The following is a 23586-nucleotide window of genomic DNA, read 5'->3' on the forward strand; positions in this document are numbered from 1 at the left end:
AAACGCGGTTGCGTGGGCAACCAATTCCCGCGCGTCGCGGACGATCAGACCCGGTCGAGGTAGAAGTACAGATACCGACCGTCGACGACGCCCGCCTTGCCGTTCATGATGCCCATGACCGTGTTCTCGTCGACCCGCTTGAAGTGGTCGATGACGGCCTGCCCGTCGTAGACCATCGACGCGGTGACCTCGCCGCGGAACTCGATGGACCACAGGCTGGCCTCGCCCTTGCCGAGTTTGGTGTTGGAGAACAGGTTGCCGTCGGCGTCACGGCAGATCAGTGGCTGCACGTCGTTGCGCGAGGTGAAGGTCTTGCCGTACCAGCCGGACTTGTCGAGCAGGCCGTTGGCCGCGTGGCCGGTGACGAACTCGCCACCCTTCCAGGCGCCGAAGAGTTCAGTGGGCGTCAGGGTTGCCAGGCCGGCCCAGACCGCGTCGAGTTCGGCGTCGTCGACCAGTCCGCCATGCGCCCTGAGCTCGGCGAATCGCTGCTGGGCCTCGGTGCGGGTGAGTGCGGAAGTCATGAGGGCATCATACATATATGTGATATGTGGTGGCGTCGGGCTGGTTGAGCGAGTGGCTTCGACTCGCCCTCCGCTATCGCTCCGGGCGGCTCAGCCGGCGGAAGATCGCCGCTCGCCACGCCATGGCCGGGACTCGCCGCTCACCAAGGCCGGCGGGGACTCGGGGCTCGCCACGCCTTGGCGGGGACTCGCCGCTCACCAAGGCCGGCGGGGACTCGGCGCTCCTATGCCGCCAGCAGCTCTTCGCACCGCGCCGCGAGCGATCGGCGGTCGCCGGTGGGCAACTGCAGTTCGTGCACGCGGACGTGCACCGTGAGGCCGCGTGTGTGCAGGACGCGGCGCAGGGTGTCGGCGGGTGTGTCGTCGCCGATGAAGCTCGCGGCCGCGCTGTCGCCCGCGGCCGTGCGGAACCCGAGCCGGATCGGGATGACCGGCACGCCGGCGTCGATGGCGGCCTGGAAGAACGCCGGACGGAATCGGCCCTGCTCCCGTCCACACCAGGTGGTGCCCTCGGGGAAGACCGCCACCGAGCTGTCGCGGTGCAGGCGGGCGACCGCGTCGTCGATCACCGCCGGCAGGTCGCGCAGCGAGTCGCGTTTGATGGTGATCACCCCCAACCGCCGCGCGAGCCCCGAGATCACCGACATGTCCGCCACGTCGGACTTGGCGACGAAGTGCGCGGGACTGACCACGGCGAGCGCGAGGATGTCGAGGTAGGAGATGTGGTTGGCGACGACGAGCCCACGGGTGCTGGTCGCGTAGGGGCGCCGGTCGTCGATGTCGACCCGCACCCCGATCGCCGACAGCAGGCCGCGCGCGGCCATCCGGAGGTAACTGCGGCGCACGAGGCGAGGCGTCGGTGACACCAGCATCCCGAGTACGACGAGGACGACAACCGCGAGTGCGAGCCGCAGCAAGCGAAGCGCCACAAGCAGTTTCCCCACGGCGGCGTCGAGATCGGGCCTGCGGCAGTGCTCGCCACACGGACTGGTGGGATACCAGGCATGCCGGACGGGTACGGATGCAATCTGCGGTCGCGGCGCCGCAAGGACCTCGTCGTAGGGCCCGGCGAGTGCTTCCGATGTGGCCAGCAATGCGGTCATGTCACCCTCCGGGTGCGAGTCGTGTTGCGGCAGAACGTAATCGTTCGAGGTAGCGGGCGTTCCCGCGGGACCGGTCGATGATCGTGACGAAGTCGCCGACGTCGAAGATCTCGTCGATGGCGGGGTCACCACTCACCCGCGCACCGAGCCGCAGGTAAGCCCGCATCAGCGGCGGCACGGTCAGGACATCCGGCGGTGCGATGTCGTCGAGCTGCCGGCCGTCGATCACCGGCGGACGATGCGGGTATGCAATCCACGGTGCACAGTGCTTGTCGCGCAGGGCATCTCGCAATCCCCGCAGCGCCGAGCCACGCGGGCCGGGCCCGCCCAGCGGCACCGAGACGCAGCCCATCAGGTAGTGGTGATCATCCTCGTCGAGGTAGGTCAAGAGCGCAGCCCACATCAGGGCCGTGGTCGAACCCTGACGGTGGCCGGTGGCGACGCACACCCGGCCCATTTCGACTGTGGCGGGAAGTATTTCGTCGAGCCCGCGAATGTCGAACTCGGTGGCGGTGTACCAGCCACCGGCCGCCGAGGCGCGATCCGGCGGGAGCAGTCGGGCGCACCCGATCAGACCGTCGGTCCGGTGCCGCACGATCAGGTGGTCGCAGAACTCGTCGAAGCGGTCGGCGTCGCGCCCGGTGGCCGAGTCACCGATGATGTCGGAGAACCCGGGCTCGTCGGCGAACACCCGGTAGCGCAGCCGCTGCACGGCGTCGATGTCGGCAGGATCGTCGGTGATCTCGACGGTGAGCTCGCCGGTGTCGAGGATCGTCCGGGTGCGCGCCGGCATCGTGACTGTCATGTCCTGATGAAAGCCAGGCCGGACGACTCCACGGCGACGTCGATGTGGCGTGTCGGCGCCGCGTCGGTGAACACCCTCGATGCGGGATGAATGGACGCCGACACGCAGATGACCCCCCGGACACGAGGTCCGAGGGGTCATCGAGGATTTCAGCGCCGAGGCGGCGCCTGCGGGATGCTCAGCCCTTGCGCTTCTTGACCTCGTCGGTCAGCTGCGGTGCGACGTTGAACAGGTCGCCGACCACACCGAAGTCCGAGATCTCGAAGATCGGGGCCTCTTCGTCCTTGTTGACCGCGACGATGGTCTTGGAGGTCTGCATGCCAGCGCGGTGCTGGATGGCACCGGAGATGCCGAGCGCGACGTAGAGCTGCGGCGAGACGGTCTTGCCGGTCTGACCGACCTGGAACTGTCCCGGGTAGTAGCCGGAGTCGACCGCGGCACGCGAGGCGCCGACGGCGGCACCGAGCGAGTCGGCGAGATCCTCGACGACGGAGAACTTCTCCGCGCTGCCGACACCGCGGCCACCGGAGACCACGATGGTGGCCTCGGTGAGCTCGGGACGGTCGCCGCCGACGTTGGGCTCGACACTGGTGATCTTGACGCCGCCCTCCTGGGCCGGCACCTCGACGTCGACGCGCTCGCCGGCACCGGCGGCCGGTGCGGCCTCGACGCCACCGGGGCGGACCGAGATGATCGGCACGTCGCCCTTGGCCTGGGCCTCGACGGTGAACGCGCCACCGAAGATCGAGTGCACGCCCACGCCGCCTTCCTTGACGTCGATGACGTCGGCGAGCACGCCCGAGCCCAGGCGCACGGCCAGACGGCCGGCGATCTCCTTGCCATCGGCGGTCGCGGCGACGACGATGCCGGCCGGGCCGGCCTGCTCGGCGATCGACGAGAGCACGTCGACCTGCGGGGAGATCAGGTAGCTTGCGGCGTCGTCGGATTCGGCGACGTAGACCTTCTCGGCGCCGGCCTCCTTGAGACCGTCGATGATGCCGTCGGCGGTGCCGGGCTTGCCGACGACGACCGCCGACGGGGAGCCCAGGGCGCGGGCAGCGGTGATGAGCTCGCTGGTGACCTTCTTCAGGGCGCCTTCGGCGTCCTGCTCGACGAGCACGAGTACTTCAGCCATGGTGGTAATTCTCTCCTACAGAAAGGGTGTGGGGTTTCGCCAGAGGATGTCGGAAGGTCAGATGATCTTCTGCGACACGAGGTACTCGGCGACCTTGGTGCCACCGTCACCTTCGTCGGAGACGCGCTCACCGGCGGTCTTCGGCGGCTTCGGCGTGGACGAGAGCACCGTCGAACCGGCGTTGTCCAGGCCCACATCCGATGCCTCGACGTCGATCTCGGCCAGGGTGACGACCGAGACTTCCTTCTTCTTGGCGGCCATGATGCCCTTGAACGACGGGAACCGGGGCTCGTTGATCTTCTCGTTGACGCTCACGATGGCCGGCAGCTGCGCCTCGACGTGGTAGATGCCGTCGTCGGTCTCGCGCTCGCCCTTCAGCGTCTCGCCGTCGACCTCCAGCTTGCGCAGGTGGGTCAGGTGCGGGAGTTCGAGGTACTCGGCGATCATCGCGGGGATCGCGCCGACGCGACCGTCGGTGGCCTCGTTACCGGCGATGACCAGCTCGACACCTTCGACGGTGCCCAGTGCGCGGGCCAGCACGTAGGCGGTCTGGACGGCGTCCGACCCGTGCATCGACTCGTCCTTGATGTGGATGGCCTTGTCGGCACCCATCGACAGCGCCTTGCGGATGGCCTCCGTGGCACGCTCGGGACCGGCGGTGAGGATGGTCACCTCGCCACCGTTGGCCTCCTTGATCTGCAGGGCCTCTTCGACGGCACGCTCGTTGATCTCGTCGATGACCGCATCGGCGGCCTCACGATCCAGCGTGTAATCGCCATCGGTGAGCTTGCGCTCGGAGTACGTGTCCGGGACCTGCTTGATCAGAACGACAATGTTTGTCATGGGTCTGCGTCGACCTCCTGCGTTGGTTAGAGCACCTTACCGCCCAGTAAGTTGCTGTGGGTCTTCCCCACTTTAGCGCGGGGCCCAAGCCGCACAAAACACCGACTACCTCACACAACGCACCGGTCGGCGCACGACGACATCGGCGCACCGCCGCGCACTGGCGCGACGGGCCGTCGAGTGATACTCGCCCTCAATCGGCCGCGAGCACGTGGTTTGCCGAGCGCTCGCTCGCCTCGATCGGCCGAAAGACGCACCGGTAGGGTCCCGCGCCGACGCGCTCCGTGTGCTCCGACGACATCCCGGGACCGGCACGAAATGAGATCAACGCCACGCCGTCGCGCGGATCCGCGAGCGTGCTGCGGCGATCGAACGGGGAGAACCGACGCCGTGTGTGATGCCCTAGTCTCCTTGGGATGACCGACGCACACGAGACCCTCGCGCTGACCGGCGAGCGGACCGTCCCGGGGATTCGCGAGGAGAATTACTGGTTCCGGCGTCACGAGGTCGCGTATGCGTACGTGCTCGACCGATGCGCGGGCCGGGACGTGCTGGAGGCCGGTTCGGGCGAGGGCTACGGCGCGGCGATGCTGGCGTCGGTCGCATCGTCGGTGACCTGCGTGGACTACGACGAGTCCGCGGTCGAGCACACGCGCCGGCGCTATCCGGGACTGAACGTCCACCGGGGCAACCTGATCGACCTGCCCCTGCCGGATGCCTCGGTGGACGTGGTGGTGAACTTCCAGGTGATCGAGCATCTCTGGGATCAGGCGGCGTTCATCGCCGAGTGCCGCCGGGTGCTGCGGCCCGGTGGTGAGCTGCTGATCTCCACGCCGAACCGCATCACCTTCTCCCCCGGCCGCGACACCCCGCTCAATCCCTTCCACACCCGGGAACTGCATGCGGACGAACTGACCGAACTGCTGTCCGACGGAGGATTCGCGGTCTCGTCGATGCTCGGCACCTTCCACGGGCCGCGGTTGACCGAGCTCGACACGAGATGGGGCGGCTCGATCATCGACGCCCAGATCGATCGCGCACTCGCGGGCGAGCCGTGGCCCGCCGACCTCGCCGACGACGTCGCGGCGATCACCACCGACGACTTCGCCGTCCTCGATGCGCGTGGCGCGGGCGTGGACATCGACGCGAGCCTCGACCTGCTCGCCATAGCCGTCCGGCCCTGAACGAGCGGCATTCGTACGTGAGCGCCTCTGCATCGTCCGCGATACCCGGACAATTCAGCCTCGTCCTGCACTCCCACCTGCCCTGGCTCGCCAACCACGGACGCTGGCCGGTCGGTGAGGAGTGGCTCTATCAATCGTGGGCGGCGTCGTACCTGCCGGTGTTCGCCATGCTGCGGCGCCTTGCCGACGACGGTCTGCGCGACCAGTTCTCGCTGGGCATCACCCCGGTACTCGCCGCCCAGCTCGACGACCCACACTGCTGCGCATCGATGTTCGAGTGGCTCGCCGACTGGCAGCTGCGCGCGGTCGAGGCGGCGGTGGATGCCGACGCCGACCGACAGGAACTGGGCCGACGCGAGTACCGCGCGGCGGCGCAGGCCATCGCCGATTTCGAGCAGCACTGGTGCCACGGCGGCAGCCCGCAGATCCGCACCCTGGCCGCCTCCGGTGTCGTCGAGATCCTCGGTGGGCCGCTCGCCCATCCGTTCGCCCCGCTGCTGCATCCGCGGCTGCGGCGATTCTCGCTGACCGAGGGTCTCGCCGATGCGCATGCGCGCTGGGCCCACGACCCGGCCGGCATCTGGGCACCGGAGTGTGCGTTCGCCCCCGGGATGGAGGCCGAATACGCCGCAGCCGGTGTCGGCCATTTCATGGTCGACGGCCCGACGCTGCACGGTGACACCGCGCTGGGACGGCCCGTCGGCGACACCGACGTGGTGGCCTTCGGGCGCGACCTCGTCGTCTCCTACCGGGTGTGGTCACCGAAGTCGGGGTATCCGGGCCATGCCGCCTACCGCGATTTCCACACCTACGACCACATGACCGGCCTGAAACCGTCGCGGGTGACCGGCCGCGGTGTGCCGTCGGAGGAGAAGAAGCCCTACGATCCGGATCGCGCCGACGCGGTCATCGACCGCCACGTCGACGACTTCATCGGCGTGATCCGCCGTCGACTCGTCGACGAATCGGCGCGGCAAGGACGTCCGGCGCTGGTCGTGGCCGCGTTCGACACCGAGTTGTTCGGTCACTGGTGGCACGAGGGCCCGGTCTGGCTGGAACGGCTGCTGCGGCGGCTGCCCGAGGCGGGGGTGCGCGTGGGCACGCTCGCGTCGGCCAAGCGCGACGGGTTCGTCGGCGCACCGGTCGACCTGCCCGCCTCGTCGTGGGGATCCGGCAAGGACTGGCGGGTGTGGAACGGGCCGCAGGTGCAGCATCTGGTGCAACTCAACCGGGAGGTCACCGAGACCGCGCTCGACGCCGTCGACAAGTTGGTGCAGCCGGGTACCTGCCGCAACCGGATCGCCGACCAGATCGTGCGGGAGACGCTGCTCACCGTGGCATCGGACTGGCCGTTCATGGTGTCCAAGGACACCGCGGCCGCTTACGCTGTGGACAGGGCGCACAAACACGCGCATGCGACCCGGGAGATCTGCGACGTGGCACTCCGGGGGCGGAACGAGCAGGCGGCGACGCTGGCCGCCGATTGGTCGCGAGCGGATAATCTGTTCGGCGGCCTCGATGCACGACGACTGCGCGGCGGACGGAGATGACGACCGCGCTGGGGGTGGAGCGATGAAGATCCTGATGGTGTCCTGGGAGTACCCGCCGGTCGTCGTCGGCGGACTCGGCCGGCACGTCCACCACCTGGCGACCGAACTCGCCGCGGCCGGTCACGAGATCGTCGTCCTGACCCGACGGCCCACGGGTACCGACGCGCTGAGCCATCCGACCACCGACACCACGGTCGACGGTGTGCGAATCGTCGCGGTCGCCGAGGATCCGCCCGAGTTCTCCTTCACCCGCGACATGATGGCGTGGACGCTCGCAATGGGGCACGCCCTCATCCGGGGCGGGTTGAAAGCCCTTGCCGGGGAACGCTATTCGGACTCGTCCGCGAGCTGGGCGCCGGATGTGGTGCATGCCCACGACTGGCTGGTCGCGCATCCGGCGATCATGGCTGCCGAATACTTCGACGTACCACTGGTTTCCACCATCCACGCCACCGAGGCCGGCCGGCACAGCGGCTGGGTCAGCGGGCCGGTCAACCGGCAGGTGCACTCGGTCGAGTGGTGGCTGGCCCGCGAATCCGACTCGCTCATCACGTGTTCGGCGTCCATGCACGACGAGGTGAGCCGACTGTTCGGGCCCGAACTGGCCGACATCTCGGTGATCCACAACGGCATCGACGTCCGGACGTGGCCGTTCGCGGCGCGCCCGGCCACGGTCGGTCCGCCGGAACTGCTGTTCGCCGGGCGCCTCGAATACGAGAAGGGCGTGCAGGATCTGCTGGCCGCGCTCCCCCGCATCCGGCGCACCCACCCCGGCACCCGGCTGACCATCGCCGGCACCGGCACCCAGTACGAGTGGCTCACCGAGCAGGCGCGGGGATACCGGGTCACACGGGCCGTGCGGTTCGTCGGGGGCGTCGACCACGACGAACTGGTCGCGTTGATGCACCGCTGCTCGGCGATCGTGCTGCCGAGCCGGTACGAACCGTTCGGGATCGTCGCCCTGGAGGCCGCGGCGACCGGCGCTCCGCTCGTGGTGTCGACGGCGGGTGGGCTGGGTGAAGCCGTCAGCGACCCGACCACCGGCCTGACCTTCGCGCCCGGCGATGTCGCAGGCCTCGCGGGCGCGGTCCGGGCCACCCTGAGCGATCCGGATGCCGCGGCGACCCGCGCACGGGCCGCCCGCGAGCGCCTCACCGCCGAGTTCTCCTGGGGCGAGGTGGCCGAACGGACCGCCGGGGTCTACCTCGCCGCGAAACGCCGGGTGCGCCACGCCATCGGACGTCCGGACATCCCGGAACGCCCACTGCCCGAACGGGATCCGGGGGCATCGGGGGAATAGCAACCTCGAGCCGGCGATACTTCGGCCGCTCGACCCCGGCCGCACGAGCTACCCGTCGGCGTCGTCGGATCTGACCGAAACGGTCATGGTTTCCGTTGCGCCGCAGCGGCTTTCTTGCGTTCGATATCGGCCAGCGCGCGCTCGAGTTCGGCACGCTCGGCCGCGGTCGACGCCCAGGCGTCCTTCCGGTTCTTGACCACCCGCGCGGGTGCGCCGACGGCGATCGAGAAGTCCGGGATCTCCCCCTTGACGACGGCATGCGACCCGAGCACACAGCCGCGGCCGACGATCGTGTTGCGCAGCACCGACACCTTGGCCGCCACCCAGGTGTCGGGACCGATCCGCACCGGGCCCTTGACGATGCCCTGGTCCTTGATGGGCAGGGTGATGTCGTCCATCTTGTGGTCGAAATCGCAGATGTAGCACCAGTCGGCGATCAGCGTCGATCCGCCGATCTCCAGGTCGAGGTAGGAGTTGACGACGTTGTTGCAGCCGAACACGGTCTTGTCGCCGATCTTCAGGCTGCCCTCGTGGCAGCGGATGCAGTTGCCGTCACCGATGTGCACCCACCGGCCGATCTCCATCCGCGACATCTCCGGGGTCGCGTGGATCTCCACGTTGCGGCCGAGGAACACCATCCCGCGCAGCACGATGTGCGGGTTGGCCATCCGGAAGCGGGCGAGCCGGTAGTAGCGGACCAGGTACCAGGGGCTGTAGGCCCGGTTGCGCAGCACCCATCGCAACGAGTCGACGGTGAGGAACCGGACCTGCGCCGGGTCGCGCCGGCGGGCCGCCCGCCATCGTGACCGGTAGGAGGCATTCCACATCGTCGTCATGACGACAAACCCTAACCGAGCGGAATTCCGGACACGATAGGCTCGTCGCTGGCCCGTCGTCCGACACGGCCACCGCGTGCACGATCTGACAGGAGCCCAGATGCCCGAGGCAGCCGACCGGCGTCGAGCGATCCGTCGACTCCCTGCCGCGATCGTGCTCGCCGTCGTCGCCCTGGTCGTCGCCGCCTGCTCCGACGGCCACATCGATGTCCGCTCGGTGGCCAGCCCCGGCTGGTCGAGCTACGGCGGCAACGCCGGCAACTCCAACTATGCGTATCCGAGCGTGCCCGACGACCTGGAGCTGAGCTGGACCCGACCGACCGGCGGACCGATCACCGCGCCGATCACGCTGTCGAACCAGTCGAACGTCGGTGTCACGGCGACCACGAACAACGGCTGCAACCTCTTCGTCCTCGATCCGCGTACCGGTCGTAAGAACTTCTGCAAACGGATGCGGGAGGGAATCGGTGTCAGCGCGCTCCTCGTCGATCAGTACGACCAGCCGTACGTCGGCGAGCAGGCCAAGTTCCTGGCGTTCAACGCCGGCGGCGCGATCCGCTGGCAGATGCCGGTGATCGGGGTGCCGCTGTCGGCGAAGTTCGCCGCGCCGGGCGAGGTCCTGGTGGTGACCACCCAGGGCCAGATCCTGCTGATCAACACCCAGACCAACGAGTTCACCGCACCCGAGGTGCGCCTGCGCGCCGACGCCAACCCCGACGACGCGCTCGAAGGATTCGGTGACTGCGTGACCGATGGTCCGCGGTGCGCGGTTCCGGCGCCGGCGGCCGTCGACGCGGAACACGAACGGTTCTTCCTCAACTTCTGGCCCCAGGGCACGATCGCCTCGCAGGTCCGCGCGATGTCGTACGGCAAGGACGGCGGCGCGCGGGTGGTGCGCGAGATCTGGCACGCGGACATCCCCGGTGGCGTGGTCGGGCCGACGACCGTGTCCGCCGACGGAAACACCGTCTACGCGTTCGGCCGTCTCGGGCAGATCGTCGCGCTGGACGCCGCCACCGGGAAGACGAAGTGGAGCTACAACAACGGCGGCTACGGGTTCGCGACGATGTCGGTGTCACCCGACGGGCTGATCCTCCCGACCGGGGTGCTCGGCGCGCCGCTGACGCTGCTGCGCGACAAGGGTGATCACGCCGAATTGGTGTGGCAGCGCAGGGATCTCGCGACCGTCAGCCTGTCCACCCTGACCGCGCAGAACACCGCGTGGACCGTGGTGCGCGACGCGGGCAAGGACTCGCTGTCGCTGACCGAGGTGTCGACGTCGGACGGCAAGACGCTACGAACCCTGTCGCTGCCGGAGTCGGTGGGGTTCACCACCGGTGTCGCGGTGTCGCCCAGGGGCCAGATCGCGGTGGCGACCAACATCGGCAAGGTGTACTTCTTCGATTCCAAGAGCGAGATCGACGCCCGATAGTCGCCGAGGACGGATCGGCTACGGAGACCGCGTTCCGCTGAACGCTTCCTCGTCGATCGGGCGCTCCCCAGGCACCGATTCGACCACCGGAGTGCCGGTACGCGCCCCTTGTCTCGCCGCGCCGATGCCGGCGATCACCACCAGCGCACTGCCGGCGAGCGATGCCGGGCCGGGTATCTGGTGCAGGACGAGCGTGCCGATGACCATCGCGAAGCCGGGTTCCAGTGCCATCAGTGTGCCGAAGGCCGACGTGGTCAGCCGCCGCAGCGCCTGCATTTCCAGGGCGAACGGCACCACGGGAAGCAGGATCGCCATGCCCAGACCGATCAGCCACAGGTCCGGAGTCATCCGGCCGAGCGTGGCCGGGCCCGCGATGATCGTCGCGACGAGACCGGCGACCGGCATCGACACGGCCAGCCCGTGGAGTCCGACCACCTCGTCGCCGACACGCTGCGTCAGCAGGATGTAGCCGCCCCAACACGCCGCGGCGGCCAGCGCGAAGAGGACGCCGACCCCATCCACGGCGCCGGACCACGGCTGGGTCAGCAGGACGACCCCGATCGCGGCCAGCACCGGCCACACGATGCGCCTGCCGCCCCGCCCCGTCGCGACCGCAACGCCCAGAGGTCCGAGGAACTCGATCGCGCTGGCGGTGCCGAGCGGAATGCGCGCGACCGCACCCATGAACAACAGCACCGTGCCCGCGGTCACGATCCCCAGGACGACGGCCATGCCGAATGTCCGACGGGTGAACACGGTCGGCCGCGGGCGCACGACGACGAGCAGGATCACGCCGGCCCAGACCAACCGGAGCCAGCCGGCCCCCTCGGCCCCGACGCGATCGATCATCGTTACCGACACCGCCAGGCCGAGCTGGACGCACAGCATCGATGCGACGGCCATCGTCGTACCGGTGCGTGCCGAGTCGTACTGCATGCAGTCATTGAAGACCGGCCGAACCGTTCATGTCCACGTGATTTTCCTGGACATACCGTTCATGAAATATGGACAATCGGGGGATGGATCTCCGGCGCCTGGAACTGCTGCTGGCTCTGTCACGGCTGGGCTCGATGCGCGCGGTCGCCGACAGTTACCGTCTGACGACCTCGACCGTGTCGCAGCAGATCGCCGCGCTGACCCGGCAGGTCAAGACTCCACTCATCGAGCCGGCCGGGCGACGGGTTCGGCTGACCCCGGCCGGGCAGCGGCTGGCCGACCACGCCGTGACCATCCTCGCCGGGGTCGATGCCGCACTGCGTGACCTCGACCCGGATGCCGAACCGGCGGGGACCGTGCGGGTGGGTGGGTTCGCCACCGGCATCCGGGTGTCGCTGCTGCCCGTCCTGGCCGAACTGGCCGACGCGCATCCGGGTGTGCACACCGTCGTCAGCGAGTACGAACCCATCGAGGCGTTCCGGCTGCTGGTCGACGACGACCTCGATCTCGCGTTGTCCTACGACTACAACCTGGCACCGGCCACACCCGATCCCGTCCTGCACAGCACCGCGCTGTGGTCCACACCCTGGGGACTCGCCGTACCAGACGACGCATCGGACCGTGTCGACCTGTCCGATTACGCGGAGCGGTACTGGATTGTCAACTCCCGCAACAGTGCCGACGAGTCGGCGGTACGGACGCTGGCGGCGCTGTCCGGTTTCATGCCGAAGATCGCCCATCAGATCGACAGTCTGGAACTCGTCGAGGATCTCATCCTGGCCGGCTACGGCGTGGCCCTGCTGCCGCTGCACCGACCGGCACGCGAGGGTCTGAAGGTGCTGCCGCTGGGACAACCCGGGTTGCAGCTCACCGCCTACGCGGTCACCCGCAAAGGCCGGGAGGCGTGGCCACCCCTGCGACTTGTGTTGGAGCGCCTGACCTCTCCCGAGCATGTGTCACCGATCCTCGACGGCTGGCCGAGATTCCGGTGACATCGTCGGCGACGTCGGCCATTCGATCCCATCCCGCAACCACGTTCCCGGTGTGCACGATGGGAACGAGGTGGCAGCCTGGGCGTTTGCGCCCTCACCGCAGTCAGCCGGCAGCCCGGCTCCCCGCGAAGGTCTTCCGGTACGCCGAGGGCGACATCCCGAGTTCCCGGCGAAGATGGTGGCGCAGGTTGTCGGCCGAGCCGAGCCCCGCGCGTTCGGACACCGCGTCGACCGACAACGCCTGCGTCTCGAGCAGTTCCCGGGCGTAGGCGGTGCGCTGCCGCAGCACCCACGCCCCCGGCGACAGCCCGGTCTCCTCGCGGCACCGCCGGCTGAAGGTGCGCGCGCTCATCCCGGCGTGCGCGGCGAGTTGCGCGACCGAGAGCGGTTCGGTCAGATGTGCAGCCGCCCACGCCCGTGTCGCCGCGGTACTCCGCTCGTCGGTCTCGGGCACCTGCCGCTCGATGAACTGCGCCTGGCCACCTTCCCGCCACGGCGGCACGACGCAGTACCGCGCGACGGCGTTGGCCACCCTCGCGCCGTGGTCTCGCCGAATGATGTGCAGGCACAGGTCGATTCCGGCGGCCAGGCCCGCCGAACTGAGCACCTGACCCTCGTCGACGAAGAGCACCGACTCGTCGAGTCCGATGGTCGGAAAGAGTCGCCGGAACGCGCCGGCCTGGCGCCAGTGCGTCGTGGCACGGCGGCCGTCGAACAACCCCGCCGCCGCCACGACGAAGGCACCGGTACAGATGGAGACGACACGCGCGCCGGGCCGGATCGTCGACAGCGCCGCGGCCTGCGCCTCGGACAACACCCCCGTGCTGCGGGCGGGTTCGCTGCGAGTGCCGGGCACGATGACCGTGTCGGCGGTGGCGAGCACCTCGGGCCCCGACGCGGCGACCATCTGGTAGCCGGTCGTCGACTCGACCGGACCGGCGTCGAGCGAGCAGGTGATCACGTCGTAGAGGGGCTCACCGTCGGCGTCGACGGCCTGCCCGAACAGCAGCGACGGCATGGTCGCGTCGAAGCCGACGATCGGTGGCAACCACAGCACCACGACCCGATGGCGACGAGGATGCGGTGTGGCAGACTCTTCCGGCATAGTGGCAATCATGCCACTGGCGTCAACCGTCGGTGATCGGCGACGATGGTCGGCATGACGAGAACACCCGTGCTGGGGCGGGTCCATTGGGCATGGTGGGTGGCATCCGCGAGTTTCATCGCGATCATCGGCGCCGCCGGATTCCGCGCCGTACCGAGCGTGATGATGGACCCGCTGCACATGGAGTTCGGCTGGTCGCACGCGACAATCGGTGCCGCCATGTCGATCAACATGGTCCTCTTCGGTGCGACGGCACCGTTCGCCGCCGCCCTGATGGACCGTTTCGGCATCCGCCCCGTGCTGACCGGCGCCCTTCTGCTCATCGCCGCCGGCACCGGACTGTCGGTGTTCATGTCCGCGGGCTGGCAACTCCTGCTGCTGTGGGGCGTGCTGGTCGGCCTCGGGACCGGTTCCATCTCCATGGGTTTCGTCGCGACGGTGTCGACGCGCTGGTTCGTCGCGCGCCGTGGGCTGGTGACCGGCATTCTGACGGCGGCCGGCGCCACCGGGCAGCTGATCTTCCTGCCACTGATCGCGCACGTCACCGACTCCTACGGGTGGCGCACGGCTTCTCTGGTCGTCACGATCGCGGCGCTGGCGGTGATCCCGTTGGTGCTGTTGATGATCCGCGATCACCCGCGCGACGTCGGCACCGCCGCCTACGGCGCGGCCGCCGACGCGCCGGAGGAAGCGCTCCCCAACGGCAGCTTCGGTGCGGCCGCGCGGGGCCTGGTGCAGGGCGCGCGGGTGCCCGCCTTCTGGCTGCTCGCCGGAAGTTTCGCGATCTGCGGCATGACCACGAACGGACTCATCGGCACGCACTTCATCCCGGCCGCGCACGATCACGGCATGCCCACCACGGTGGCGGCCTCGTTGCTGGCGACGATCGGCATCTTCGACGTCGCCGGCACCGTGTTCTCCGGTTGGCTCACCGACCGCGTCGATGCCCGCATCCTGCTCGTCGTCTACTACCTGGGCCGCGGGGCGTCGCTGCTGGTGCTGCCGATGCTGCTGTCCCCCGACGCCGAACCGAGCACCTGGGTGTTCATCATCTTCTACGGCCTCGACTGGGTGGCCACCGTGCCGCCGACCATCGCCATCTGCCGCGAGTACTTCGGCGCGTCCACGCCGGTGGTGTTCGGCTGGGTGTTCGCGTCGCATCAGCTCGGCGCCGCGGTGGCGGCGTTCGGCGCCGGCTACATCCGCGACGTGCAGGGCAGCTACGACAACGCATTCCACATCGCCGCGGGGCTGTGTGTGATCGCCGCCGTGCTGTGCACCGCCATCCGACGACACCGCTCAGAACCGGCGCCCCTCCTCGCAGAGGATGCCGACGCCCTTGCGGCCGATGCGGGTGAGTACGAGGGCCAGCGGCGCTGAGCCCTTGAGCTTCAACCGTTTCCGCAGGCGATCGGGATCGACGTCGAGGCCACGAACGAGGATCTCGAGTCGGCCGCAGTCGCGGGCGGCCAGCGCTTTGCGCAGTTCCCGCTCACCGGTGCCGGTCACCTCGAGAACCCGGAATCCCCGTTCGCCCGGCGGCACGGTGGTTCCGGTCAGATAGGCGATCTGCGGGTCGATCTGCCACAGGCCGTGTCGGGCAGCGTAATTACGCACGAGGCCGGCACGCACGACGGCGCCGTCGGGATCGATGAGCCACTCCCCGATCTCGCCGGCCGCGACATCGTCGGCGTCGTGGTCGGTGACGTCGTAGGCCGACACCGAGCCGTCGGATGCGGTGCGCAACACGGTGGCCCGCCGCGTCGGTTCTCCGGTGCGTTCGGTCCACAGGCACGCCTCGCGCACCGCGCCGTCGAGGGAGACGATCTGCACCTGCCCGGAGAACCCGTATCGCTCGCGCAGCAGCCGATAGTCCAGTCCCGGTGCGCATTTGACCGCCATCGGGCGGCCCACATAGGTGGTGAGGAGGTCGAGGAGCGGCGGGGTCAGCTCGTCGATCCGGAACACGCGGCCCGCCCCGGTGCGGCGTGCCGGATCGGCGAGCACCACGTCCGCCGTCGACGTCGGGGTGAGCGCGTCGGCGACGAGCAGCGTGACGGGCCGTGATCCGACGGCGGTGTTGTGCGCCGCCATGGCCACCCGCACCCGATCCAGGTCGCTGCCGATGACCCCGGAAATATCCTGCCGTGCAGCGAGTTCCATGAGTTCCGCGCCGATCGAGCAGGTGACGTCGTGCACCACCGCCCCCGGGTGGCGGCCGGCGATCTCGGCGGCCCGGTGCGCGGCCACCGCGGTCGCCGTCGCCTGCTGCAACGCGTCGTCGGTGAAGAGCATGGCGTCCGCCGCACGCAGTTTCGCGCGCCCGCGCCGACGGCACAGCATCGTCTCGATGAGCGCCGCGTCGCGACCCGGGTACCGAGACCTCGTAGCGGCGATGTCGGACAGCATGCTTCGACTGTCAAGGCCGAGTGTCGCAACGGTTTCCAGCGCCGCGACACCATCCGCGGAGCGCAGGAACGCGACATCGTCGGGGGTGAAGGCGTATCCCATCGGCCGCGTCCTGAAGAGTTCGTCGCGGCTACGGCTTGATGCCCGTCACGATCGCGTTGTAGAAGAACTTGGGCGGCACCACTTTCCGCAGCACCTTCTCGTCCAGCCAGGTCAGCCGCTTCCAGCCGTTGAACGCGAACGTCGCCCACCCCCAGCCGAGCTTCCCCGGCGGGACAGCGGCCTCGAAGGTACGCACCGGCCAGCCCAGCATCGCGGCGGCGAGTTCCTCGGTGGCCGTTTTCACCTGCACGGCACCGGCATTGCGCGCCATGCGCTCGAGGTCGGCGGGGTCGAAGGTGTGGATGTCGACGACGGCTTCGAGCGCGGCGGCCCGCGAGGACTCGTCGAGTTCGGCCTGCGGACGACGCCAGGATTGCAGCGGACCGAACTTGGTGATGTTCGTGGTCGCCGACCAGGTCGCACGACTCAGCCAGCGGGCGTAGAAGTCACCGATGGTCGTCGGCTCGCCGGCGAACACGAACCGGCCACCGGGCTTGAGGACCCGCAACACCTCGCGCAGCGCCTGCTCGACGTCCGGAATATGGTGCAGCACAGCGTGTCCGACGACGAGGTCGAAGGTGTTGTCGTCGTACGGGATCTTCTCCGCGTCCGCCACGCGGCCATCGACGTCGAGTCCGAGGTGCTCGGCGTTGCGCAGCGCCACCTTGACCATGCCGGGCGAGAGGTCGGTGACCGACCCCTTCGTCGCCACGCCGGACTGCATCAGGTTGAGCAGGAAGAAGCCTGTGCCGCAACCGAGTTCCATGGCCCGCTCGTACGGCAGGGGCTGATCGGCGGCGACGGCGTCGAAACGTCCACGTGCGTAATCGATGCAGCGTTCGTCATACGAGATCGACCATTTGTCGTCGTAGGTCTCGGCCTCCCAGTCGTGGTAGAGCACCTGGGCGAGTTTGCTGTCGGTCAGGGCAGCCTGCACCTGCTCCTCGGTGGCGTGCGGATTCGGCTGCGGATCGGGGTTCACATCAGTGGTCATTGCTCGATCACTTCCTCGATGGGCGGTCGTATGCGGTGGCGACAGGGGTCACTTACCGACGAACTTCGCCTTGCCGGGTCCGTTCTCCACGAAGGACTCCATACCGATCTTGCGGTCCTCGGTCGCGAACAGCGCCGCGAAGACGTGCTCCTCGATCTTGAGACCGGTCGACAGATCCACCTCGATGCCCTCGTCGATGGCCTGCTTTCCCGCCGCCAGCGCGATCGACGCCGCGTTGGCGAACTGTCCCGCCCATCGCAGTGCGGCGTTGTAGACCTCGTCGGGCGCGACGACCTCGTCGACCAGTCCGATCGCGAGCGCTTCGGCGGCATCCACGAATCGGCCGGTGTAGAGCATGTCCTTGGCCTTGGCCGGGCCGACCAGCCGGGCGAGCCGCTGGGTGCCGCCCCCGCCGGGGATGACGCCGAGCAGGATCTCGGGAACACCGAGCTTGGCGTTGTCGCCGGCGATGCGCCGGTCGGCGCCCAGTGCCACCTCGAGTCCGCCACCGAGCGCGTATCCGGTGATGGCGGCGACGGTGGGCTTGGGGATCTGGGCGATCGACCCGAGTGCGGACTGCAGACGGCCGGCGACCTTGCTCATCTCGGCGTAGGTCATATCGTTCATCTCTTTGATGTCCGCGCCGGCGGCTAGGACCTTCGGTCCGCCGTAGACCACGACGGCCTTGATGTCGTCGCGCAGGGTGGCCTCGTCGGCGGCGGCCGCCAGCTCGGTCTGCACCTGCCGGTTGAGAGCGTTCATCGGCGGGCGGTTGAGCAGGATGGTGCCCACGCCGGGATGGTCTTCGGATGTCTCGAGAGTGACGAACTCAGGCATGTGCGAAGGCTACCGTTTGACCGGCCGTCGTGGTCGCGCAGGCCATACAGTGGGGCCATGGCCGCGGCGTCGAAACCAGCGGGCGAACCCGTCGAACTGCAGGTGGGCGCCCGGACCATCCGGCTGTCGAGCCCGGACCGCGTCTACTTCTCCGAACGCGGCGAGACCAAGCTCGACCTGGCCCGTTACTACGAGTCGGTCGGCGACGGGATCGTCCGCGCCCTGCGGGACCGTCCGTGCATGCTCCATAGGTTTCCGAAGGGTGTGAGCGGCCCGAAGGTGCATCAGAAGCGGTTGCCCGCGGGCGCCCCGGATTGGGTGGAGACCGTCGAGCTGTGGTTCCCGCGGTACGGCCGCACCGCCGACGAACTGTGCGTGACCGAACTCGGCAGTGTCATCTGGGCGGTACAGATGTCGACGGTGGAGTTCCACCCCTGGAACTCGCGTCGCGCTGATCCGGAATCGCCGGACGAGTGGCGCATCGACCTCGACCCGATGCCCGATTGCCCGTTCTCACGAATCCAGCGGGTCGCGCACGTCGTCGAGGAGGCCCTCGACGAACTCGGCATCCGCGGTTTTCCGAAGACATCCGGCGGGCGGGGGCTGCACATCTATGTGCGCATCACACCGGAGTGGGGATTCCCTCAGGTACGGCGGGCGGCGCTGGCGTTCGCCCGCGAGGTGGAGCGCCGCGCGCCCGACGACGTGACCACGACGTGGTGGCGCAAGGATCGCGACCCGGCGGCGGTGTTCGTCGATTACAACCAGAACACCCGCGATCACACGATGGCCGCGGCGTATTCGGTGCGGGGCAACCCACGGGCGACGGTGTCCGCACCGATCCGCTGGTCGGAGATCGACGACATCGAACCCGACGACTTCACCATCGCGACGATGCCCGCGCGGTTCACCGAGATCGGCGACCTGCACGCGACGATCGACGACGAGGCGTTCCGGCTCGACACCCTCCTGGAGTGGGCCGAGCGCGAGGACATCGGCGCCGATGACACCGACGCCGATGTCATCGATATGGATCGGTGATCTCCCGTAGGGCGATCAGCCCCGTGCGGAGCGCGTCGAACTGCTTGTCGCCCAGATACTCTCGCCATTCCGCCTCGACGAGTTCCACCTCCCGCGCCGCCGTCGCGCACAGTGCGATGGCGCGGTCGCTGAGTGTCACGAGTCGCGCGCGGCCGTCGGACGGGTCGGGTACCCGCCGCAGATAACCCATGGCTTCGAGCTGATCGACGAGTCCTCCGGCGGTCTGTTTGGTCACTCCGGCCTGTTCGGCCAGGTCGGTCAGGCGCATCGGCTCCGGGGCGAGGCGCTGCAGCAGCCGCGCCTGCGCGAGCGTGATGTCGCCGGCGCCGGCGTCGGCCATCCGCGCCATCACGCGCTGCTCGGTCGCGCGATGGGCGATGAACATCAGGACCCCGGTCGCCGGTTGGTCGTCGGCCATACCGTTGACTTTAGTACGTCTCCCTGACTAATATAGTCAGTTATCCTGACCAATTCGGTTCATCCACGGGAGGCCGGCGATGGATTCCGACACGATCTGGCGGCATATCGATGAACAGCGCCTGGACGTCGCCGATCTGATCGATTCGCTGACCGACGAGCAGCTGGCCACCGCATCGCTGTGCACCGGCTGGTCTGTCCGCGACGTCGCCGTACATCTGTCACAGGCCCAGCCGTCCCCTGTGCGCGTGATGATCGCGATGCTGCGCTCGGGTTTCCGATTCAACGCGATGATCCGCCGGCTGGCGGTCGACGACCCGATCCCGCAAGGCGAGGCGGCCGACAAGATCCGTGCGATGGTCGGATCGAGGCGTCACGCGATCGGCATCACCGAGATGGAGCCGCTTCTCGACGTGCTGGTCCACGGACAGGACATCGCGGTTCCGTTGGGCATCGAGCGCCCGATGCCGTGCGATGCCGCGGCTGCGGTCGCACAGCGGTTGTGGCCGATGCGGTTTCCGTTTCACCCTCGGCGCGACCACCCGGGTGTGCATTTCGTCGCCACCGACGTCGATCTGGAGTTCGGATCGGGCCGCACGGTCGAGGCGCCGGTGCGCGACATCGTGATGCTGTTCGCCGGGCGTGACTCGGCCGCAGGTGTCCTGACCGGCCTGGGCGCGTCCTCGGGCGGTGCGGGGAGCGTCAGCGGCTGAGGCCCGGCACCTCTCGATCGGCGGCGACGGCGAAATAGCGCTCCGACCCCTCGAACTTCAGGCCCGCCATCCCGGCACCGGGTGTCACCGACGGTTCGATCGGCTCGATGTCCGGCTCCGCGGCGAGTAGGTCGGCGACGTGCGCGAACTGCGCCAGATGCGTCAGTTGCGCCCAGGTCGGCGGCAGCAAGATGTGCTCGCCGGCGGCCCACGCATCCAGGGCCGCCTGTGGCCGGACCCATCGGGCCACCTCTGCCTCGGTGGTCTCGGCGTCGGCGGTCTGCCCCTCGGGCATCGCGGCGAGGAAGAAGCGGGTGTCATACCGGCGCTTCTCGATGATCGGGGTGATCCAGTGCGCGAGTGGCCGCAGCAGGTCGGCGCGCAGCGCCAGACCCTCGCTGCGCAGGAACTCGCCGAATGACAGCGACTTGTCGACGAGTTGCGCACGCTGCGCCGCATATGCCGCGGGGTCCGTCGCCGTGCCGTCGGGGCGGGTGGCCAGCAGCACCCCGCACTCCTCGAAGGTCTCCCGCACCGCCGCGCAGACCAGGGCCTGCGCCGTGCTCGGGGCGGTGTGGAACGTATCGGCCCACCAGTCCGCGTCCGGGCCGGTCCAGTCGATGTCGGCGTCGGCGTCACGCGGATCGACACCACCACCCGGAAACACCGTGACACCACCCGCGAACGCCATCTGCTGTACGCGGCGTTGCAGGAACACCTCGATGCCGTCGGCGGTGTCGCGCACCAGGACGACGGTGGCCGCGTCCCGCAGCGGCGCCGGCTGGGCGGGCGTGGGTTCATCCGGGGGCGTCATCAGACGACCATAACCCGCGGTGTCGAGCTCCCCGCTCGCGGTTCAGCCGGCCGCGCGCCGATGGCCACCCGGCCGCCGTCGGCGGCGCGCGAAATACCGCCCGCCGACCTTGCTCAGGGTGATCTGCTGACGGAAGGCATCCGACAGGTTCTTGCTGGTGAGGACATCGGCGAGCAGGCCCTGGGCGACCACGTGCGCCTCCGAGAGCAGCAGTGCGTGGGTGAAGCCGTCGGGGATCTCCTCGACGTGATGGGTGATCAGCACCGTCGCCGGGGCGTCGGGATCGAGGGCGAGCCGCGAGAGCCGATCGACGAGTTCCTCACGTCCGCCGAGGTCGAGCCCGGCGGCCGGTTCGTCGAGCAGGAGAAGTTCCGGGTCGGTCATCAGTGCGCGGGCGATGAGGACGCGTTTGCGTTCGCCCTCCGACAGGGTGCCGAACCGGCGGTCGACGAGGTGCTCGGCGCCCATCGATTCCAGGGACTCGATCGCCTGGGCGCGGTCCATGTCGTCGTAGTCCTCCCGCCATCGACCGATGACGGAGTAGCCGGCGGACATGACCAGATCGCCCACGATCTCGTCCTCGGGTACCCGTTCGGCGATCGACGCACTCGACACCCCGATCCGGGTGGACAGTTCACGCACCTCGACCTTGCCGAGTCGTTCGCCGAGCACGAACGCCACGCCCGAACTCGGGAAGAGTTGCGCCGCCGCCATCCGCATCAGCGACGTCTTGCCGGCGCCGTTGGGCCCGATCACCACCCACCGTTCGTCGAGTTCGACCTGCCACGAGATGGGGCCGACCAGGGTCTTGCCGCCACGAACCAGACTCACATCGCGGAAGTCGACGAGCAGGTCCGGATCCGCTTCGAGTTCGTCCACGCCGGCGGTCGATTCAGTCGTGTCGGTCACTCCCCTATCGTGCCCTACCGCCCCGTGGCTCGTGGGCAGCGGCACGACTCGTGGTCGCCGACAAGGGAATAGGTATCGCCGATGGGACCTTGAGACTGGCATGAGTGTTGATCTGTCGATCCTCGATCTCGCCCAGGTGGGTGCCGGTGAAACCGTTCGCGACAGCTTCGCGGCGAGTGTGACCATGGCGCAACGGGCCGAGACGTGGGGTTACAAGCGAATCTGGTATGCCGAGCATCACAACATGTCGGCCATCGCGTCGTCGTCGCCGGCCGTGCTCATCGCGCACGTCGCCGCGCACACCGAGTCGATCCGTCTCGGCGCGGGCGGGGTGATGCTGCCCAACCACGCACCGCTGACCATCGCCGAACAGTTCGGCACCCTCGAGTCCCTGCATCCGGGTCGCATCGACCTCGGACTCGGTCGCGCCCCCGGCAGCGACCAGCAGACGTTCACGGCGTTGCGTCGCACGGTCGCCGACGCCGACCGGTTCCCGTCCGATGTGCTCGAGTTGCAGGGGTATCTGCAGGGCCGGTCCCGGGTCGAGGGCGTCACGGCGACCCCGGGTGACGGGACGAATGTGCCGCTCTACATCCTCGGGTCGTCGTTGTTCGGTGCGCAGCTCGCGGCCGCGCTGGGGTTGCCGTATGCCTTCGCGTCCCATTTCGCGCCCGCCGCGCTGCTCGACGCGGTGGCGCTCTACCGTCGCGAGTTCCGGCCGTCGGAGCAGCTCGACGCGCCGTATGTGATCGCCGGTGTCGGCGCGATCATCGACGAGGACGAGTCCGTCGCCGCCGACCAGTTGCAACAGGCCAAGCGGGCGCGCGTGAACGCGCTGTTCGGTCGCGGACGGAATCGGCGGTTCACCGACGAGGAAGCCGACGCGATCCTGTCCATGCCCCAGGGCCGCCAGATCGATCAGATGATGCAGTACGCCGGCGTCGGCACTCCGGAACAGGTACGGGCGTACCTGGACTGGTTCGCCGGGCACGCGAACGCCGACGAGCTGATCGTCGCGTCGTTCGCGCCCGATCGCGCGGTGTGGCTCAACACCTTCGGCCACCTGGCGCCGGCGGCAGCGCGGGTGGGCGGCTGACACGTCGCATTTCGGTCCCGTCAGCGGGATTCGTCGGGCCGGGATTCGTCGGGCCGGGAGTCGTCGAGCCGGAAGTCGTCGAAGTCGAACCCCGGCACGACGACACAGCTGACGAGGGACGCCTCGTCGCCGAGCGGGCGGGCGCGTTGCCACGTGTTGGGCGGTACCACCGCCTGCGGTTGATGGCCTTGCGCCACATCGGGTCCGACGACGACCGGGGCGGTTGTGCCGGGTTGCGCTGTGGCACCACCGAGTTCGAGCAGGATCGGCGAACCACGATGGTAGAGCCAGATCTCCGCGCTCCGCACGACATGCCACTCGGAGCGTTCTCCCGGTCGGAGCAGGAAGTAGATCGCCGTTCCCGCCGACCGCTCCCCCGAATACCCTTCGGGTAAAACATCTTTCGGCACGGCTAGCGCGCTGCGCCAGGTCTCGGCGAACCAGCCGCCCTCCGGGTGGCGGGTCAGGCCGAGGTTCCGCGCCCACTCGGGCAGGGAGTCGTTCACGGG

At 68.9% G+C, this 23586-nt stretch carries 24 protein-coding genes; 9 read left to right on the top strand and 15 right to left on the bottom strand.

All coding sequences use genetic code 11. The features are described from left to right. Nucleotides 1-44 precede the first annotated feature (44 nt). The 5 genes from ACWDTI_RS07285 to ACWDTI_RS07305 all read right to left on the bottom strand — a co-directional run bounded on the left by ACWDTI_RS07285 (nt 45) and on the right by ACWDTI_RS07305 (nt 4410). Entirely contained in the window at nt 45-524 is a 480-nt protein-coding gene (locus tag ACWDTI_RS07285) for a DUF4334 domain-containing protein (RefSeq protein WP_449737367.1), read from the bottom strand. A 224-nt stretch (nt 525-748) separates the two neighbouring features. Then, nucleotides 749-1627, bottom strand: coding sequence for a lysophospholipid acyltransferase family protein (locus ACWDTI_RS07290; protein ID WP_449737368.1), 879 nt, complete (start codon nt 1625-1627; stop codon nt 749-751). 1 nt (nt 1628) lies between these two features. After that, nucleotides 1629-2432 carry a GNAT family N-acetyltransferase gene (locus ACWDTI_RS07295; RefSeq protein WP_449737369.1) on the bottom strand — a complete coding sequence of 268 codons (804 nt, stop codon included), beginning with the start codon at nt 2430-2432 and terminating at the stop codon, nt 1629-1631. A 178-nt stretch (nt 2433-2610) separates the two neighbouring features. Beyond that, nucleotides 2611-3567 carry an electron transfer flavoprotein subunit alpha/FixB family protein gene (locus ACWDTI_RS07300; RefSeq protein WP_449737370.1) on the bottom strand — a complete coding sequence of 319 codons (957 nt, stop codon included), beginning with the start codon at nt 3565-3567 and terminating at the stop codon, nt 2611-2613. Nucleotides 3568-3624: 57 nt separating this feature from the next. After that, entirely contained in the window at nt 3625-4410 is a 786-nt protein-coding gene (locus ACWDTI_RS07305; protein WP_449737371.1) for an electron transfer flavoprotein subunit beta/FixA family protein, read from the bottom strand. A gap of 416 nt (nt 4411-4826) precedes the next feature. Between ACWDTI_RS07305 and ACWDTI_RS07310 the strand changes: the two genes are divergently transcribed. Genes ACWDTI_RS07310 through ACWDTI_RS07320 form a run of 3 tightly spaced genes read left to right on the top strand, consistent with a single transcriptional unit; the run spans nt 4827 to nt 8444 of the window. Further along, nucleotides 4827-5594, top strand: coding sequence for a class I SAM-dependent methyltransferase (locus ACWDTI_RS07310; protein ID WP_449737372.1), 768 nt, complete (start codon nt 4827-4829; stop codon nt 5592-5594). A gap of 17 nt (nt 5595-5611) precedes the next feature. Continuing rightward, complete coding sequence (locus ACWDTI_RS07315) at nt 5612-7144, top strand: 1,4-alpha-glucan branching protein domain-containing protein (protein WP_449737373.1); 1533 nt, start codon at nt 5612-5614, stop codon at nt 7142-7144. 22 nt (nt 7145-7166) lie between these two features. After that, complete coding sequence (locus ACWDTI_RS07320; protein ID WP_449737374.1) at nt 7167-8444, top strand: glycosyltransferase family 4 protein; 1278 nt, start codon at nt 7167-7169, stop codon at nt 8442-8444. Nucleotides 8445-8527: 83 nt separating this feature from the next. On the opposite strand, the gene ACWDTI_RS07325 is transcribed toward ACWDTI_RS07320, so the two are convergent. Next, nucleotides 8528-9280 carry an acyltransferase gene (locus ACWDTI_RS07325; protein ID WP_449737375.1) on the bottom strand — a complete coding sequence of 251 codons (753 nt, stop codon included), beginning with the start codon at nt 9278-9280 and terminating at the stop codon, nt 8528-8530. 100 nt (nt 9281-9380) lie between these two features. Between ACWDTI_RS07325 and ACWDTI_RS07330 the strand changes: the two genes are divergently transcribed. Continuing rightward, a complete protein-coding gene (locus tag ACWDTI_RS07330) occupies nt 9381-10712 on the top strand; it encodes an outer membrane protein assembly factor BamB family protein (RefSeq protein WP_449737376.1) in 1332 nt (443 codons plus the stop codon). 18 nt (nt 10713-10730) lie between these two features. Here ACWDTI_RS07330 and ACWDTI_RS07335 read toward each other — a convergent pair whose 3' ends face one another. Beyond that, nucleotides 10731-11648, bottom strand: coding sequence for an EamA family transporter (locus ACWDTI_RS07335; protein WP_449737377.1), 918 nt, complete (start codon nt 11646-11648; stop codon nt 10731-10733). Nucleotides 11649-11731: 83 nt separating this feature from the next. On the opposite strand from ACWDTI_RS07335, the gene ACWDTI_RS07340 reads away from it, so the two are divergent. Beyond that, nucleotides 11732-12640, top strand: a complete 909-nt coding sequence (locus ACWDTI_RS07340) for a LysR family transcriptional regulator (RefSeq protein ID WP_449737378.1) — start codon at nt 11732-11734, stop codon at nt 12638-12640. Between the two features lie 103 nt (nt 12641-12743). On the opposite strand, the gene ACWDTI_RS07345 is transcribed toward ACWDTI_RS07340, so the two are convergent. After that, the gene (locus ACWDTI_RS07345; protein ID WP_449737379.1) at nt 12744-13745 is read right to left on the bottom strand and encodes a GlxA family transcriptional regulator; all 1002 of its coding nucleotides are present in this window, start codon (nt 13743-13745) and stop codon (nt 12744-12746) included. 54 nt (nt 13746-13799) lie between these two features. Here ACWDTI_RS07345 and ACWDTI_RS07350 point away from each other — a divergent pair, with 54 nt between their 5' ends. Then, complete coding sequence (locus ACWDTI_RS07350; protein ID WP_449737380.1) at nt 13800-15125, top strand: MFS transporter; 1326 nt, start codon at nt 13800-13802, stop codon at nt 15123-15125. On the opposite strand, the gene ACWDTI_RS07355 is transcribed toward ACWDTI_RS07350, so the two are convergent. The 3 genes from ACWDTI_RS07355 to ACWDTI_RS07365 are packed head-to-tail and all read right to left on the bottom strand — an operon-like array spanning nt 15045 to nt 18087. Beyond that, nucleotides 15045-16256 carry a THUMP-like domain-containing protein gene (locus tag ACWDTI_RS07355; protein ID WP_449737381.1) on the bottom strand — a complete coding sequence of 404 codons (1212 nt, stop codon included), beginning with the start codon at nt 16254-16256 and terminating at the stop codon, nt 15045-15047. The genes ACWDTI_RS07350 and ACWDTI_RS07355 overlap by 81 nt on opposite strands. A gap of 28 nt (nt 16257-16284) precedes the next feature. Continuing rightward, nucleotides 16285-17250 (bottom strand): methyltransferase domain-containing protein, encoded by a 966-nt coding sequence (locus ACWDTI_RS07360; RefSeq protein WP_449737382.1) that lies wholly within the window; start codon nt 17248-17250, stop codon nt 16285-16287. A gap of 48 nt (nt 17251-17298) precedes the next feature. Beyond that, a complete protein-coding gene (locus tag ACWDTI_RS07365; RefSeq protein WP_449737383.1) occupies nt 17299-18087 on the bottom strand; it encodes an enoyl-CoA hydratase/isomerase family protein in 789 nt (262 codons plus the stop codon). Nucleotides 18088-18144: 57 nt separating this feature from the next. Between ACWDTI_RS07365 and ligD the strand changes: the two genes are divergently transcribed. After that, nucleotides 18145-19128: a non-homologous end-joining DNA ligase gene (ligD, locus tag ACWDTI_RS07370; protein ID WP_449737384.1), complete on the top strand. Its 984-nt coding sequence runs from the start codon at nt 18145-18147 to the stop codon at nt 19126-19128. On the opposite strand, the gene ACWDTI_RS07375 is transcribed toward ligD, so the two are convergent. Next, nucleotides 19109-19546, bottom strand: coding sequence for a MarR family winged helix-turn-helix transcriptional regulator (locus ACWDTI_RS07375; protein ID WP_449737385.1), 438 nt, complete (start codon nt 19544-19546; stop codon nt 19109-19111). The two genes, ligD and ACWDTI_RS07375, sit on opposite strands and share 20 nt — an antisense overlap. 79 nt (nt 19547-19625) lie before the next feature. On the opposite strand from ACWDTI_RS07375, the gene ACWDTI_RS07380 reads away from it, so the two are divergent. Further along, complete coding sequence (locus tag ACWDTI_RS07380) at nt 19626-20258, top strand: maleylpyruvate isomerase family mycothiol-dependent enzyme (RefSeq protein ID WP_449737386.1); 633 nt, start codon at nt 19626-19628, stop codon at nt 20256-20258. Here the strand turns inward: ACWDTI_RS07380 and ACWDTI_RS07385 are convergent. Together ACWDTI_RS07385 and ACWDTI_RS07390 are read right to left on the bottom strand one after the other, a co-directional pair. Continuing rightward, the gene (locus tag ACWDTI_RS07385; RefSeq protein ID WP_449737387.1) at nt 20248-21072 is read right to left on the bottom strand and encodes an NUDIX hydrolase; all 825 of its coding nucleotides are present in this window, start codon (nt 21070-21072) and stop codon (nt 20248-20250) included. The two genes, ACWDTI_RS07380 and ACWDTI_RS07385, sit on opposite strands and share 11 nt — an antisense overlap. Before the next feature lie 42 nt (nt 21073-21114). Continuing rightward, nucleotides 21115-21981 carry an ABC transporter ATP-binding protein gene (locus tag ACWDTI_RS07390; protein WP_449737388.1) on the bottom strand — a complete coding sequence of 289 codons (867 nt, stop codon included), beginning with the start codon at nt 21979-21981 and terminating at the stop codon, nt 21115-21117. Between the two features lie 100 nt (nt 21982-22081). Here ACWDTI_RS07390 and ACWDTI_RS07395 point away from each other — a divergent pair, with 100 nt between their 5' ends. Beyond that, entirely contained in the window at nt 22082-23077 is a 996-nt protein-coding gene (locus ACWDTI_RS07395; protein WP_449737389.1) for an LLM class flavin-dependent oxidoreductase, read from the top strand. 20 nt (nt 23078-23097) lie between these two features. On the opposite strand, the gene ACWDTI_RS07400 is transcribed toward ACWDTI_RS07395, so the two are convergent. Then, nucleotides 23098-23583: a cupin domain-containing protein gene (locus tag ACWDTI_RS07400; RefSeq protein ID WP_449737390.1), complete on the bottom strand. Its 486-nt coding sequence runs from the start codon at nt 23581-23583 to the stop codon at nt 23098-23100. Nucleotides 23584-23586 lie beyond the last annotated feature (3 nt).

The organism is Gordonia sp. NPDC003424, from assembly GCF_053588655.1.

What these genes read in the sequence shown, in the direction of transcription:
- ACWDTI_RS07285 (WP_449737367.1), bottom strand. Translation starts at nt 524, where the DNA reads ATGACTTCCGCACTCACCCGCACCGAGGCCCAGCAGCGATTCGCCGAG.
- ACWDTI_RS07290 (WP_449737368.1), bottom strand. Translation starts at nt 1,627, where the DNA reads ATGACCGCATTGCTGGCCACATCGGAAGCACTCGCCGGGCCCTACGAC.
- ACWDTI_RS07295 (WP_449737369.1), bottom strand. Translation starts at nt 2,432, where the DNA reads ATGACAGTCACGATGCCGGCGCGCACCCGGACGATCCTCGACACCGGC.
- ACWDTI_RS07300 (WP_449737370.1), bottom strand. Translation starts at nt 3,567, where the DNA reads ATGGCTGAAGTACTCGTGCTCGTCGAGCAGGACGCCGAAGGCGCCCTG.
- ACWDTI_RS07305 (WP_449737371.1), bottom strand. Translation starts at nt 4,410, where the DNA reads ATGACAAACATTGTCGTTCTGATCAAGCAGGTCCCGGACACGTACTCC.
- ACWDTI_RS07310 (WP_449737372.1), top strand. Translation starts at nt 4,827, where the DNA reads ATGACCGACGCACACGAGACCCTCGCGCTGACCGGCGAGCGGACCGTC.
- ACWDTI_RS07320 (WP_449737374.1), top strand. Translation starts at nt 7,167, where the DNA reads ATGAAGATCCTGATGGTGTCCTGGGAGTACCCGCCGGTCGTCGTCGGC.
- ACWDTI_RS07325 (WP_449737375.1), bottom strand. Translation starts at nt 9,280, where the DNA reads ATGACGACGATGTGGAATGCCTCCTACCGGTCACGATGGCGGGCGGCC.
- ACWDTI_RS07330 (WP_449737376.1), top strand. Translation starts at nt 9,381, where the DNA reads ATGCCCGAGGCAGCCGACCGGCGTCGAGCGATCCGTCGACTCCCTGCC.
- ACWDTI_RS07335 (WP_449737377.1), bottom strand. Translation starts at nt 11,648, where the DNA reads ATGCAGTACGACTCGGCACGCACCGGTACGACGATGGCCGTCGCATCG.
- ACWDTI_RS07340 (WP_449737378.1), top strand. Translation starts at nt 11,732, where the DNA reads ATGGATCTCCGGCGCCTGGAACTGCTGCTGGCTCTGTCACGGCTGGGC.
- ACWDTI_RS07345 (WP_449737379.1), bottom strand. Translation starts at nt 13,745, where the DNA reads ATGCCGGAAGAGTCTGCCACACCGCATCCTCGTCGCCATCGGGTCGTG.
- ACWDTI_RS07350 (WP_449737380.1), top strand. Translation starts at nt 13,800, where the DNA reads ATGACGAGAACACCCGTGCTGGGGCGGGTCCATTGGGCATGGTGGGTG.
- ACWDTI_RS07355 (WP_449737381.1), bottom strand. Translation starts at nt 16,256, where the DNA reads ATGGGATACGCCTTCACCCCCGACGATGTCGCGTTCCTGCGCTCCGCG.
- ACWDTI_RS07360 (WP_449737382.1), bottom strand. Translation starts at nt 17,250, where the DNA reads ATGACCACTGATGTGAACCCCGATCCGCAGCCGAATCCGCACGCCACC.
- ACWDTI_RS07365 (WP_449737383.1), bottom strand. Translation starts at nt 18,087, where the DNA reads ATGCCTGAGTTCGTCACTCTCGAGACATCCGAAGACCATCCCGGCGTG.
- ligD (WP_449737384.1), top strand. Translation starts at nt 18,145, where the DNA reads ATGGCCGCGGCGTCGAAACCAGCGGGCGAACCCGTCGAACTGCAGGTG.
- ACWDTI_RS07375 (WP_449737385.1), bottom strand. Translation starts at nt 19,546, where the DNA reads ATGGCCGACGACCAACCGGCGACCGGGGTCCTGATGTTCATCGCCCAT.
- ACWDTI_RS07380 (WP_449737386.1), top strand. Translation starts at nt 19,626, where the DNA reads ATGGATTCCGACACGATCTGGCGGCATATCGATGAACAGCGCCTGGAC.
- ACWDTI_RS07385 (WP_449737387.1), bottom strand. Translation starts at nt 21,072, where the DNA reads ATGACGCCCCCGGATGAACCCACGCCCGCCCAGCCGGCGCCGCTGCGG.
- ACWDTI_RS07395 (WP_449737389.1), top strand. Translation starts at nt 22,082, where the DNA reads ATGAGTGTTGATCTGTCGATCCTCGATCTCGCCCAGGTGGGTGCCGGT.